General features: G+C 66.5%; 15 protein-coding genes. 9 read left to right on the top strand and 6 right to left on the bottom strand.

The window, feature by feature from the left end:
• On the top strand, nt 1–425 hold a 425-nt coding region (locus tag C0461_RS10600; protein ID WP_292106656.1), incomplete at its 5' end, for a dienelactone hydrolase family protein.
• 72 nt (nt 426–497) lie between these two features.
• On the opposite strand, the gene grpE is transcribed toward C0461_RS10600, so the two are convergent.
• Nucleotides 498–1,127, bottom strand: coding sequence for a nucleotide exchange factor GrpE (gene grpE, locus C0461_RS10595; protein ID WP_292106653.1), 630 nt, complete (start codon nt 1,125–1,127; stop codon nt 498–500).
• A complete protein-coding gene (gene hrcA, locus C0461_RS10590) occupies nt 1,124–2,209 on the bottom strand; it encodes a heat-inducible transcriptional repressor HrcA (RefSeq protein WP_292106651.1) in 1,086 nt (361 codons plus the stop codon). Before hrcA ends, grpE begins: the two co-directional genes overlap by 4 nt.
• A 120-nt stretch (nt 2,210–2,329) precedes the next feature.
• Here hrcA and rph point away from each other — a divergent pair, with 120 nt between their 5' ends.
• Nucleotides 2,330–3,046 carry a ribonuclease PH gene (gene rph, locus C0461_RS10585; RefSeq protein WP_292106648.1) on the top strand — a complete coding sequence of 239 codons (717 nt, stop codon included), beginning with the start codon at nt 2,330–2,332 and terminating at the stop codon, nt 3,044–3,046.
• Nucleotides 3,043–3,462 (top strand): HIT domain-containing protein, encoded by a 420-nt coding sequence (locus C0461_RS10580; protein ID WP_292106647.1) that lies wholly within the window; start codon nt 3,043–3,045, stop codon nt 3,460–3,462. The genes rph and C0461_RS10580 overlap by 4 nt, the downstream gene beginning before the upstream one ends.
• A 7-nt stretch (nt 3,463–3,469) precedes the next feature.
• Here the strand turns inward: C0461_RS10580 and C0461_RS10575 are convergent, their stop codons facing one another.
• Entirely contained in the window at nt 3,470–4,168 is a 699-nt protein-coding gene (locus tag C0461_RS10575; RefSeq protein WP_292106646.1) for a MarC family protein, read from the bottom strand.
• A gap of 110 nt (nt 4,169–4,278) precedes the next feature.
• Between C0461_RS10575 and pyrF the strand changes: the two genes are divergently transcribed.
• Complete coding sequence (gene pyrF, locus C0461_RS10570; RefSeq protein WP_292106645.1) at nt 4,279–4,977, top strand: orotidine-5'-phosphate decarboxylase; 699 nt, start codon at nt 4,279–4,281, stop codon at nt 4,975–4,977.
• Between the two features lie 6 nt (nt 4,978–4,983).
• On the opposite strand, the gene C0461_RS10565 is transcribed toward pyrF, so the two are convergent.
• Both C0461_RS10565 and C0461_RS10560 read right to left on the bottom strand, forming a co-directional pair.
• A complete protein-coding gene (locus tag C0461_RS10565; RefSeq protein WP_292106642.1) occupies nt 4,984–5,634 on the bottom strand; it encodes a hypothetical protein in 651 nt (216 codons plus the stop codon).
• A gap of 76 nt (nt 5,635–5,710) precedes the next feature.
• Entirely contained in the window at nt 5,711–6,517 is an 807-nt protein-coding gene (locus C0461_RS10560; protein ID WP_292106639.1) for a DUF1295 domain-containing protein, read from the bottom strand.
• Between the two features lie 310 nt (nt 6,518–6,827).
• Here C0461_RS10560 and C0461_RS10555 point away from each other — a divergent pair, with 310 nt between their 5' ends.
• From C0461_RS10555 to C0461_RS10535, 5 genes are all read left to right on the top strand, one after another.
• Nucleotides 6,828–7,826: an NAD-dependent epimerase/dehydratase family protein gene (locus C0461_RS10555; protein WP_292106635.1), complete on the top strand. Its 999-nt coding sequence runs from the start codon at nt 6,828–6,830 to the stop codon at nt 7,824–7,826.
• Between the two features lie 141 nt (nt 7,827–7,967).
• A complete protein-coding gene (locus C0461_RS10550) occupies nt 7,968–8,450 on the top strand; it encodes a hypothetical protein (protein WP_292106659.1) in 483 nt (160 codons plus the stop codon).
• Nucleotides 8,451–8,467: 17 nt separating this feature from the next.
• Complete coding sequence (locus C0461_RS10545; RefSeq protein WP_292106632.1) at nt 8,468–9,160, top strand: PspA/IM30 family protein; 693 nt, start codon at nt 8,468–8,470, stop codon at nt 9,158–9,160.
• A gap of 6 nt (nt 9,161–9,166) precedes the next feature.
• Nucleotides 9,167–9,802 (top strand): YqiJ family protein, encoded by a 636-nt coding sequence (locus tag C0461_RS10540; RefSeq protein ID WP_292106630.1) that lies wholly within the window; start codon nt 9,167–9,169, stop codon nt 9,800–9,802.
• A gap of 24 nt (nt 9,803–9,826) precedes the next feature.
• Nucleotides 9,827–11,614: a flotillin family protein gene (locus C0461_RS10535; protein ID WP_292106627.1), complete on the top strand. Its 1,788-nt coding sequence runs from the start codon at nt 9,827–9,829 to the stop codon at nt 11,612–11,614.
• A 119-nt stretch (nt 11,615–11,733) separates the two neighbouring features.
• Here C0461_RS10535 and C0461_RS10530 read toward each other — a convergent pair.
• Nucleotides 11,734–13,146 (bottom strand): carotenoid oxygenase family protein (locus C0461_RS10530; RefSeq protein ID WP_292106624.1); only part of this gene is annotated, 1,413 nt, incomplete at its 5' end.

Raw genomic sequence — 13,146 nt, 5'->3', positions numbered from 1 at the left:
AGTGGCTGGGCGGCCAGATCTGGGCCGACAGCGAGCGGGTCGGGATCACCGGCTTCTGCTGGGGCGGCAAGGTGGTCTGGCAGGCGGCGGCGCGGTTCGCGGCCTTTGGCGCGGGCGTCGCCTGGTACGGGCGGCTGGCCCCGGAAGACGGCGCGACCGCCGGCGCGCCCTGGCCGGTGGATATGGCGGGCGACCTCAAGGCCCCGGTGCTGGGCCTGTACGGAGAAAACGACCGGGGCATTCCCGTCGCGTCGGTTGAGGCCATGCGCGAGGCCCTGACCCGGGAAGGCCAGACCACCAGCGAGATCGTGCTCTATACGGGCGCCGGACACGCCTTCCACGCTGACTACCGCCCCAGCTATCAGGCCGAAGCGGCGGCGGACGGCTGGTCACGCCTGCTGGCGCATTTCCAAACCCATCTCTGAGGCTCAGACCTTGATGCCTGGAGCCTGATTCACGGCATCGGCGAAATCGCGAAACGACTTCCCCGCAACCGATCAGGCTCTGGCATCGACCCGGGAGCCCGGCTCCTGCGAGCCGCCGCCCGATCCGCGCGCGGCCACCACCACCATGGCGGGACGCACGACCCGGCCGAACAGGGCGTAGCCCGCCTGCATGGTCTGGATGACCTGGCCGGCCGCCACGGTGTCAGAGGGCTGCTCCATCATGGCCTGATGCAGGTTGGGGTCGAACGCCTCCCCCGCCTCGGGCGCCACGCGGGTCAGGCCGTTTGTCTCGAAGGCCGACAGCAGCGACTTCTCGGTCATCTCCAGCCCGGTGACGAGACCGCCCACGGCGGCGTCGGCGTTCTCCTTCGGAGCCGCCTGCAAGGCGCGCGACAGATTGTCGGCCACGCCCAGCAGATCGCGGGCGAAGCGGGTGATGGCGTAGGCGCGCGCGTCATTCATCTCGCGCTCGGCGCGGCGCTTGACGTTGTCGGCCTCGGCTACGGCGCGCAGGGCGCGGTCCTTCCACTCGTCGCGCTCGGTGATCAGGGCGTCGATGGGGCCCAGATCGTCCTCCTGCTCGAACGCGTGGGCGGGATCGGCGTCAAGCCCCGCCTCGGCGTTCAGGTCGGCTTCGTCGCGCGCTTCGGCGTCGTTTCGGTCGTTATAGGTGTCGCTCACGTTTCCTGTCCGTCCAGCATCCGGCCCAGCACCCGGGCGGTATAGTCCACCAACGGAATGACACGGGCGTAGTTCAGTCTTGCAGGTCCGATTACGCCGATGGCGCCCAGAACCCGCTGTCGGCCCGACATATAGGGCGCCGCGATCACGGCGGAACCCGAAAGTGAAAACAGTCGCGTTTCGGCGCCGATGAAGATGCGCACCCCCTGGGCGTTTGTGACCCCGTCCAGAAGGCCGATCAGCTGTTCTTTCTGCTCCAGGTCGTCGAACAGGACGCGCACCCGCTCCAGATCCTCCAGCGCCTCGCGGTCCTGCAGAAGATTGGCGCGGCCGCGCACGATGAGGGCGCGCTCGCGGTCGGGCCCGCCGGACCAGGCGGCCATGCCGTCCTCCACCAGCCTGGCGGCGGCCTCGTTCAGATCGCGCCGGGCGGCCTGAAGCTCGGCGCTCATTTCACTGCGGGCTTCCTGCAGGCGCCGCCCCTTGAGCCGGGCGTTGAGGAAGTTGGAGGCCTCCTGAAGGGTCGAGGCCGTGACCCCGGGGGCCAGCGGCATCAGCCGGTTCTCCACCGTCCCGTCCTCGGCCACCAGAACCGCCAGAGCCTGATCCTCGCCCAGGGCCACGAACTCCACATGCCGCACGCCGGTCTCGCGCACCGGGCTGGCCACCACCCCCGCGCCGCCCGCCAGGCCCGACAGCAAGGACGAGGCCGCGTCCAGAGCCTCCTCGAAGCCGCCGCGGCCGGCCGCCCCCTTGTGCACGGCCAGACGCGCGTCGATCTCGCGGCGCTCTTCCTGGCTGATGTCGCCGATCTCCAGCAGACCGTCCACGAACAGTCGGAGCCCCGCATGGGTGGGCGCCCGACCGGCCGAGGTGTGGGGGGCGTGCAGCAGGCCAGCCAGCGTCAGGTCCTGCATAGTGTTGCGGATGGAGGCGGGCGACAGGGACACCCCCGTCAGCGACAGGGTGCGCGAGCCGACAGGCTCGCCCGTCTCCAGATAGGTCTCGACGATGCGGCGGAAGATGTCCCGCGCCCGGTCATCCAGCATGGCCAGAGGGGCGGAGGGGGCGAACAGGCTCATGACCGGGCCTCCGCTGCGGGGGGCTGCGGATAAACGGATTTCATGGCTTCGGGACGGGACAGGCTCACCCTTTCAGGATAAGCGTCCGGGCGACCACTTCCAATACGATAAGCGAGACTCATGCGCCCGTCTGAACGCACGCCCGAACAGCTTCGCCCCGTCACCCTCGAGACCGGGGTCAATCGCTACGCCGAGGGCTCGTGCCTGGTCAGCTTCGGCCATACGAAGGTTCTTGTGACCGCGTCGGTGGAGGAAAGCCTGCCGCCGTGGCTGCGCGGCAAGGGCCAGGGCTGGGTCACGGCGGAATACGGCATGCTGCCGCGCGCCACCCACACCCGGGGCCGGCGCGAGGCGGCGGCGGGCAAGCAGTCGGGCCGGACGCAGGAAATCCAGCGTCTGATCGGCCGCTCCCTGCGGGCGGTGGTGGACATGAAGGCGCTGGGCGAGCGGCAGGTGCTGATCGACTGCGACGTGATCCAGGCCGACGGCGGCACCCGCACCGCCGCCATCACCGGCGCCTGGGTGGCTATGGCCTCGGCCCTGAACTATCTGAAGGACGAAGGCGTGCTGAAAACCGATCCCATCCTGGATCAGGTGTCGGCGGTGTCCTGCGGCGTCTTCATGGATACGCCCGTGCTGGACCTGGATTACGAAGAGGATTCCAATGCCGAGGCCGATTCCAACTTTGTCCTGACGGGGTCAGGCGACATCGTGGAGATCCAGGCCACCGGCGAGAAGCGCGGCTTCAGCCGGGCCGAGTTCGACCGCCTGTTCGGGCTGGCCGAAGGCGGCTGCGCCGAGCTGTTCGCCATGCAGCGGGCGGCGCTGGGGCGATGACGGAGGCCTTCGCTGCCGACCCGGCCTTTGACGCCGGTTCGATCGGGGCGGCGAACTGGCCGCTGTGTCAGGTCCGGCTGCAGGATGACGCGCGCTTTCCCTGGCTGATCCTGATTCCCCGCTTCGAGGGCCTGGTCGAACTGGACCAGCTGACGGCGGAACAACGGGCGGTGCTGATGGAGGAGACCGTACGCGCGGGCGCCATGGTGCGCGCCATCGGCCAGCGGTCCATGCGGCCGGTGGAAAAGCTGAACATCGCCGCCATCGGCAATGTCACCGCCCAGCTGCACGTCCATGTGGTCGGCCGGCGCCGCGACGACGGCCTGTGGCCCGATCCGGTGTGGGGGCGCGGCCCGGCCATGCCCTATGAGTCCGAGGTGCGGGACGAACTTCTGGCCGTCATCCGGAAGGGCTGACCCTCCCTCAGTGCCCGCCCTCGCCGTAGGGCGCCGAGGCGGCCAAGTTGATGAAGCCGTTGGTGGCCTCGCCCAGGCCCACGATGATGAACTGGACGGCCAGGGCGCACAGGATCAGGCCCAGCACCCGCACCACGATGGCCATACCCACTTCACCCAGAAGGCGGCTGATCAGGCCCGAGACCGCGAAACAGGCGAAAGTCACCACTGACACCGCCACAATGGCGGCCAGACCCGCGGCCCAGCCCGCCGCGCCGATCTCACGGGCCTCGCCCGCCTGGATGATCACCGCCGAAATGGCGCCGGGTCCGATCAGCAGCGGAATGGCGATGGGCACCACCAGACGCTGGAACCGGCGGCGTGCATAGCCGCGAACGTCACCCGGATCGTTGGTCGGATCCACGTCGGCGAAGGTCTTGAGGAAGTCATCCCGGGTCATGTCCAGGCCCAGGAACAGCAGCAGGATGCCCCCGGCGATCCGGAACGCCGCCAGCGAGATGCCGAAGAACTCCAGCAGGGCCAGGCCGGTGACGAAGAAGAAGACCAGAAACCCGATCATGGTCAGGGCGATCATGCCGCTGATGCCGCGCCGCTGCGCCGCCGTGGCGCCCAGGGTGGCGGCCGCGAAGATCGGCACATTGCCGATGGGATCGGCCAGGGCGAACAGGGCCACGAAGAGGTTGACCCCGAGATCGACGGCGTTCATGTCCATGTCTTGGCCTGAAAATCTGTTCTGCCCCGCGTTCCGCCTCTATCGGCCGGGTCGCGCCGCTTCGCAACCCGCGTTCACTCACCCGAGCGCCCGGAGACCACGCCATGTCCGACCCGCGCCTGATCTGCGCCCTGGATTTCCCCACCACCGCCGAGGCCCGCGCCCTGACCGGGCGGCTGGGCGACGCCGTCGAATTCTACAAGGTGGGGCTGCAGTTGTTCGCCACCGACGGCATGGCTCTGGCCCGCGACCTGAAAGCGGACGGCAAGCAGGTCTTTCTGGACTGGAAGCTGCACGACATCGGCGCGACCGTGGAAAAGGCCGCCGCGGCCCTGGGCGGGTCCGGCTGTGACCTGCTGACCGTCCACGCCCGGCCGCAGGTGATGGCGGCGGCCAGAAAGGGCGCCGAGGGCTCGGGCCTGAAGATCCTGGGCGTCACGGTCCTGACCAGCCTGACCGACGCGGACCTGACCGCCGACGACCACAGCCTGTCCGCTGCCGATCTGGTGGCCCTGCGGGTGCGTCAGGCGCTGGATGCGGGCATCGACGGGGTGGTCTCCAGCCCCCATGAGGCGGCGCAGGTCCGCGCCCTGGCCGCCGCCGCCGGCCGCCGCGACTTCCTGATCGTCACCCCGGGCGTCCGCCCGGCGGGCGCCGCCCTGGACGATCAGGCCCGCGCCGCCACCCCGGCCTCGGCCCTGCAGGCGGGCGCCACCCATCTGGTGGTCGGCCGCCCCATCACCGCCGCGCCTGATCCGCGCGTTGCCGCCGAAGCCATCGTTCAGGAGATGGCCGCCACCTGACGATCCTCAGCGGTCGTACAGATAGACGTCCTGGCAATAGCAGTCCCGGTCGTAGCGGTAATCGTTGTCATACCGATACTCGGCCCGGTGGCGCGTCGGCGGGCGGTCGTCGTGATAGCCGTACCGGTCGCGGTAGCCGGGCCGGCGCTGGTCATGGCGAACGTTCCGGCTGTACCCGTATCGCCCGCCCCGGTCGGCGTAGCCATACTGGCTGTAGCCATGGGACGGTTGAGCATAGCCGTAGCTGTAGCTCCGGGTCTGTGCGTAGGGATACCCCGCCCCGCCGTAGCCATAGCTGTACCCGGTCACATGGGCGCTGTTCACGCCGTGGGCATTGTAGCTGGTGTAGGGCGCTGGGCGTTGCGGCGGATCATAGCCATCCCGATGGCGATGGTCGCGATCATAGCCACGCCCCCGGTCTTCATACCGTCTGTCGCCGTATCCCCGGTCGTCATAGCCCCTGTCGTATGAGCCGCGTCGGTCGTAGCCGTACGACGGATCCTGGCCCGCATAGGCGTTGCCATAGGCATAGGCGCCCCGGTCATAATCATAGCTGGCGCCATAGGCCCCGCCGTAGCTCTGGCTCAGGGCGGGGGCGGCGGACAGCATAAGGGCGCCGAGCGCTCCGGCTCCGGCGATCGACAGCACAGATTTCATGGCGGTTTCTCCAGCTCGGCCGCAAAGGTTAACGCAGCCGCCCGGACTTGGTTCGCTTATCGCCAATCCGGCGAATTCAGTCCGCCGTCCTCTTCGGCGGCAAGGGGAAGAAGCCGCTGGTCCGCTTCACATAGTCCGCATAGCCCGGCCGGGTCTTGTGCATGCCGCCCTCGGTGGTGGGCGCGCCCGACCATTTGGTCAGGGTGAAGGTCAGGAAGATCGGCCCGAGGATCGCAAACAGACCCGGAACGGTCTCCGCCGCCACCAGCCACAGCCCCCACCAGACGCAGGCGTCGCCGAAATAGTTGGGGTGGCGGGTGTAGCGCCACAGGCCGGTGTTCAGCACCTTGCCCTTGCTGTCCGGGTCCCGCTTGAACGCCGAGAGCTGGGCGTCGCCCACGGTCTCGAACACGATGCCGAACAGGGCCAGGGCCGCGCCGATCCAGCCGATCCATCCGACGGCGGGCGCCGCCGCCACCTGACCCAGTTGCACCGGCAGGCAGGTCAGCCACAGCAGCACGGCCTGCGGCAGGAACACGAACATCAGCGAGGCCGGAGCGAAGCCCTGGCCCTTGCTGGCGCGGTTCTTCAGCAGGGCCTGATAGCGCCGGTCCGGGCCGTGGGCGCGCCAGCGGTTCAGCAGGTGCACGCCCAGCCGGATGCCCCACACGGCGCACAGCCCGGTCAGAAGCCCCTTGCGCAGGGGGTCGCCGTCCGTCTGGAGGAACGTCGCCCCCGCCAGCAGCACCATGCCCAGACCCCACACCCCGTCGATGAAGCTGACATCTTTCAGCTTCAGGGCGAGGAGCCAAAGCGCCATCATGACCACCACGATCAGGGCCAGGTTGCGGGCGAGGAGGAGAACGATTTCTAGAAGGATCATGGCTCAGAAACGGCTCCTGTGGGGAAACGGATGCCCGTGCGGCTCAGCTCTCATATCAGCGCTGGCCATCGCTGTCCTGGCCCGCCTTTGCCCCTTGGCAGGCGAGACTGTTGATCTTCACTTTGGGTTTGCAGAGTTGATTGCGAAAGCAATTCCGGCGTTCGGCGGGGGCATGATCCCTGGTTCAGCATTTTGGGAAGCCTTGGATGGCGAGATGTGATCTGGAGCAAGAGGTGATGAACCGCCTGCGCGGCACGAGCGGCAGAGCCTGTCCTCCGAGGAATGGCTGTCGGGAAAAGGAGGGCATGGCATGCGCTATCTAATCACCGGCGCGGCCGGATTTATTGGTTTTCACCTCGCCCGGCGGCTGCTTGAGGATGGCCATGAGGTGCTGGGGATCGACTGCTTCTCTCCCTATTATGATCTGGCCTTGAAAGAGGACAGGAACGCCATCCTGGAGGGGTATGAGGCATTTCGCGTCGCGCGGCTGGCGCTGGAGGACGGCCCGGCGCTCAATGCGGCCTGGGCGGCGTTCGCACCGGACATGGTCGTCCACCTGGCGGCCCAGGCGGGCGTTCGCTACAGCATCGACCATCCCGAGGCTTACATCTCCGCCAATCTGGTCGGCTCGTTCAATGTGCTGGAGGCGGCGCGGCGTCTGCCGGTCCGGCACCTGCTGTGCGCCTCCACCAGCTCGGCCTACGGGGCGAACACCGATATGCCCTTCCGGGAGATAGACAGGGCGGTTCATCCCATGACGCTTTACGCCGCCACCAAAGGCGCAACAGAGCTGATGGGGCATGCCTATGCGCACCTCTTCGGCGTTCCGACGACCTTCTTTCGCTTCTTCACCGTCTATGGGCCGTGGGGCCGGCCGGACATGGCGCTGTTCAAATTCGCCAAAGCCATTCTGGCGGGCGAACCGATCGATGTTTACGGGGGCGGCGACATGTCCCGCGACTTCACCTTCATCGACGACCTGGTGGAAGCCGTCGTGCGATTGATGGATGTGGCGCCGAACGACGCCAATCGTGTCGAGAACGACAGCCTGTCGCCCGTTGCGCCCTTCCGGGTGGTCAACATCGGGGGAGGCCGGCCGATCCCCCTGATGGAGTACATCGGTGAACTGGAGCGCGCCTTGGGACGCACAGCGACCAAGAATTTCCTGCCCATGCAGGACGGCGATGTACCGCACACCACGGCCTCGTCCGACCTGCTGGAGCGCCTGATCCGCTACAAACCCGAAACCCCGATCAGCCGCGGCGTGCCCGCATTCGTGGACTGGTATCGGCAGAGATACGCTCGCTGAGCGCGAAACCAGGCTTCCCTGAGCACTCGGAAGTCCGCGTCGGCGTCGTCGCACCAGGGCTTGAATTTCAGAATGACAGTTTACAAATGCACTACGTTGTAATACGCCTTGGTCATGGCTTCCCTGTCGACACCCTTGAGCGTGCGCTTGTCAGAAGAGGACAACGGGTTTCTCACCGTCCTTGAGATCGACGGCGCCGTTACCGCGAGCGACAAGATCCGCGGGCTAATTCGGCAGGCGCGTCAGAACGCCGAACCGGTCCGGTCATTCTCTACGGCCCTCTCCATCAGCCATGATCAGCTCTCATCTGCCATCCGCGCCCTTCGAGCCGTGGAGCAGGATCTCGACGTCCACTCCGAAGTGGCTGTGAGCCTGATGACTTCGGCCGAGGAATTTCTCGCGCTCGCACTGATTGCGCCAAGACCGGGAGCCGAAACCACTGCTGCCGATCTCGAGCGTTTTGAAGCGCGACTGGTGGACTGTGCGGCGAGAATGACGGAACAGTTGTTGCGGTGGGCAGTGACGCCGACCGCGCCAGGCTATGATGCTCACGTCGTCTCCCGCCGCTTGTCTGTGCTTGGTGATTTGATGCGGCTTGTTTCTGCGGCTGCGGCCGCGCGCTAACGGAAGGGTTCAAGATCATGGCGGACACATTGGGCGCGCGCGTTGGCCGCATCGTCTCGGGAAGCGCCCATGCGCTCATCGACGCCATCGAAGGTGCGATGCCTGACGCTGTGGTGCAGCAGACGCTGCGCGAGATCGACAAGGCGGTTGATGACGTGCGAGCGGAACTGGGCCGCACCATCGCAAGCAAGCATCTGGCCAACAAGCGTTTGACGGAACAGAGCAGCCGACACGAGGAACTGGCGGGTCAGGTCGAACTGGCGCTGCGCGAAAGCCGTGAAGATCTGGCGCGCGCCGCAATCGAACATCAGCTGGACGTCGAAGCCCAGGTCCCGGTGCTTGAGGCGACCGTGGCCGAGGCCGGCAAGCGGGAAATAGAGCTGGAGGGATACGTCGCGGCGCTGCTGGCCAAGCGCCGCGAGATGGAAGAGGCGTTTCAGTCGATGTTGCTGGCGCGTCAGCGCGGCGCCGATGAAGCGGCCGCGGCGAGCAGCGGGGTGGGTTCGGGCGAGGGGCCCAGCGTCACACGCCGCGTGGAGAATGCAACCGGCGCCTTCGACCGGCTGATGGCCAAAGAGGGCGCTCCGGCTCTGGGCGGTGTTGAGCGCGAAAAAGGCGCCAAGCTGGCGGAGCTTGACGGCCTGGCTCGCCGCAATCGCGTCGACGAACGCTTGGCCGCCATCAGGGCGCGGGCTGCTGACAAGGACTGATTGTCGATGTGGGAGTTCATCCTCGCCGCCGGCAACGTGCCGTTTGTAGCGGCTCTGGTTCTGATGCTCCTGATCGGGGTTGTCGAGGCCCTCGGGCTTGGGGCGGGGCTGGCGATCGGTGAAGGGATCGATGGCCTGGATGGCGACATCAATGTCGAGACTCCCTCGCTGCTGTCCTGGATCAACGTCGGTCGCTTGCCGCTGTTGATGCTGATCGTCGTCTTCCTGTTCGCCTTCGGCATGACCGGGCTGATCGGTCAGCGATTGTTCGCCGCTTTCCTCGACCAGCCGGCGCCCTGGTTCGTGGCCGCCCCGGCGGCCTTTATCGTCGCCCTGCCGGTCACTCGTGTTTTCGGACGGGTTGTCTCCCGGATCATGCCGCACGATGAGACCCAGGCCGTGTCGCGCGACACGCTGGTCGGCCGTGTGGCGACCATCGTCACCGGCGAGGCGCGTCACGAAAGCGCCGCCCAGGCTCGGGTGCGCGATGAACACGGCCAGGCTCATTACGTCATGGTCGAACCCGACACCCCGACCGACGCCTTCGCTCAGGGCTCCAACGTTCTGCTCGTCCGCCACGTCGGGGCTCGCTACTACGCCATACGCACCACAAACGCGTCACTGCTCGACTCCGCCAGTTGATCGGCCGCCTGGAGAACACCTGAAATGAACTCGCTCATCGAGATTGCCATCATCGCCGGTCTCGGCATCGTGGCCCTGCTGATCCTGGGCCTGGTGTTCGCGCGGCTCTACAAGCGGGCGGCCAAGGAAACCTCCTTCGTCCGCACCGGCTTCGGCGGCGAGAAGGTCGTGATGAACGGCGGCGCTCTGGTTTTGCCCGTTCTGCACGAGACCATCGAAGTCAATATGAACACGCTGCGACTGGCGGTTCAGCGCTCCAATGAACAGGCCCTGATCACCAAGGACCGCATGCGTGTGGATGTTCTGGCGGAGTTTTATGTCCGCGTGCAACCGAGCGCTGAAGCCATTGCATCCGCCGCCCAGACGCTGGGGCTGCGCACCATGAACCCGGTTGAATTGAAGGAATTGGTCGAAGGCAAGTTCGTCGACGCGCTTCGGTCGGTCGCCGCCGAACTGACGATGACCGAGCTCCACGAGCAGCGCACCCACTTTGTCCAGAAGGTGCAGCAGGTCTCGTCCGAGGACCTTCTCAAGAATGGTCTCGAGCTGGAAACCGTGTCCCTCACCGGTCTCGATCAGACGGCGATGGAACATTTCAATCCGTCGAACGCCTTCGATGCCGAAGGCCTCACCCGGCTCACCGAGGAAATCGAACTGCGCAAGAAGCTGCGCAACGACATCGAACAGGACACCCAGGTTCAGATCCGCACCAAGAACCTGGAAGCGCAGCGCCGCACTCTCGAGATCAGTCGCGACGAGGAATACGCCCAGCTCGAACAGGCGCGCGAAGTCGCCAACCGCCGGGCCGAACAGGCCGCTGATGTTGCTCGCCAGGAAGCCGAACGGAATCGCGAGGCTCAAGACGCCAAGATCACCGCCCAGCAGCAGATCGACCAGGCACGGATCGAAGCCGAACGCTTGATCGCCCAGCAGCGGATCGCGATGGAACAGGAAGTCGCGGAGCGCGAAATCACCAAGGCCCGTTCGATCGAAACGCAGAACATCGAAAAGGCCAAGTCGGTCGAGCTGTCCGAGCAGGATCGCGACATCGCCGTCGCCGAGAAATCCAGGGCTCAGTCCGAAGCGAAGGCGGAAGCGGACAAGGCCCTTGCGCTTGCTGTTCAGGCCGAAGAGCAGGTCAAGACGATGCGCGACCGCGAGGCGGCCGACCGTCAGAAGATCATCGAGCTGATCGAGGCGGCCAAGCAGGCCGAGCGGGAGGCGATCGGCATCCGCGTCGCCGCCGAGGCCGAAAAGGCAGCGGCTGCGGATCTGGCCGAGGCGATCCGTGAAAAGGCGCGAGGGGCCGCCGACCAGACCAAGATCGAGGCTGTGGCCCAGGCCGAGGCCGTGCGCGCCGCGGCCGAAGCCGCGCGGGTTCGGTACGAGGTCGACGCTGCGGGGCAGAATGCCCTGAACGCCGCCGCCAACCTTCTCTCCCCCGAACAGATCGCGATGCAGATCCGCATCAAGCTCATCGAAAATCTTGACCGCATCATCGCTGAATCCGTCAAGCCGATGGAGAATATCGACTCGATCAAGATCGTTCAGGTCGAGGGCCTGAACGGCGGCGGCGGCGCAGGGGCGCCCGTCGGCGGCCAGGATGGCGGCAGCCTGTCCGACCAGGTGGTGAGCAGCGCCCTGCGCTACCGCGCCCAGGCGCCACTCGTTGATCAGCTGATGGCGGAGGTCGGCCTGTCCGGGGCCGACCTTGACGGGTTGACCGGAGCTCTCCGCAAGGCCCCTGCGTCTGCGGGCCCGCAGTCGGAGGCGACGCCATCGGCCAAGGCAAAGCCTGCGGCAAAGTCATAAAAGGTCTTCTCCAGGCTCTTGGCCAGGAAATGCCGTAGCATCGTCTCCTCGTCCCATTGAGGGCTTGGGGACGCTGTGGCCTTGTCGCCTCAGCAATAGTCGCAAATGGCGCCATGCTCTCAATCGCATCGCGGCAGGACGCCGTGCTCGATGAATCGGCGGTCGGCCCAGACCGAATGGGTGCCGCTGGAGATCTTGTGGGGCAGGGCGATGCGGACCACCGGCCCGGCCTCGAAGTCCTTGCAGTCGATCAGCACGCACTGGGACGTATGGGAGGTCTCGTCGATCAGGAAGCTGACCAGATAGCCGTCGTCCTCGTCCTTCGCGTCGATGCGGGGGACGAAGGGCGCCTCGCTGGCGTAGACGCCTTCGGGCAGGCTGACCGTCCATGACTGGCCGGTCTCCAGGTCGTGCTTGACGAAGCCGGTGAACAGGAACCAGCCGGGCTTGGTGGTGGTGCTGTAGGCGTAGCGGTACGGCACGCCCGCGTGACGCTGGTTGAACATGCCGAACTCCAGCAGCCGGTCATCCATATGATGCTCGCGGGTCTCGCCGGTCTTCAGGTTGAAGCGCCAGCGGTGCAGCCGGGGACGGAAGCTGTGCTCGTCCAGAAACGCCATCATGTGGCTCATGCCCGGAGGATAGCCCTCCAGCGGCTCGGGGCAGGGGGTCTCCTGGAAGTAGCCGTCCAGAACGATCTCGTCGCCGTCCTCATAGGCGTTCAGGAAGTGCAGCACATAGGTGGGGTCGGCCTCGAACCAGCGGATGTCCTCCGGCTGGCCGTATCGGGGAATTATGCCGAAGCGCGACTTCAGTCCGTCGTGCATGCGCGAGGCGTGGACGCCCTTCTTCAGGAGGTCCTGATCCCAGAACAGCGGGAAGTCGTTGAGGATCGAGTAGTTGGTGGTGAACGCCATGTCGTGGGGCAGGCGCGGTCCCGGCAGCTCGATGGGAACGTAGTGGACCAGGGCGCCGGTCCGGTCCACGACCCCGTAGTGCATGTAGGGCGCATGGACGCCGTAGTTGAAGAACAGCATCTCGCCGGTGGCCTCGTCCACCTTGGGGTGGGCCGAAACGCCGTCCAGCGGACCCCACGGCGCCACGCCGGACTGCTCCAGGGTTTCGGGATCGAGGCGATAGGCCTCGCCGCACTGGTAGAAGGTGGACAGGATCTGGCCCGCGTGGACCACCACATCGGTGCTCGAGGAATCCTTGATGGCGCCGTGGGCTCCGAAGCCGGGACGCAGCGACGTGCCCGGCGGGTCCATCAGCCCGCCCCACAGCGAGCTTTCCGCCTCCTGTTCGGCCTGGAAGCAGCGGGTGCGCACGAAGCGGTTGCGATAGTCCGCCTTGCCGCCGCGAAAGCTGATGGTGTGCACCATGCCGTCCCCGTCGAAGGGGTGATAGCGGCCCAGCGGCTGGTGGATCTGGTTCTCGGTGTTGCGCACATAGACGCCGTCGATGTCGTCCGGGATGCGGCCTTCCAGCACCGTCAGGTCCACGGCGTCCACCTCGGTGAAGATCGGCGTCCA

Origin of the sequence: Brevundimonas sp. (assembly GCF_013823285.1) — a bacterium.
Lineage (GTDB): Bacteria > Pseudomonadota > Alphaproteobacteria > Caulobacterales > Caulobacteraceae > Brevundimonas.
Note: the sequence above shows the minus strand (reverse complement) of the source record. Positions and strands in the feature narration are given on the sequence as shown.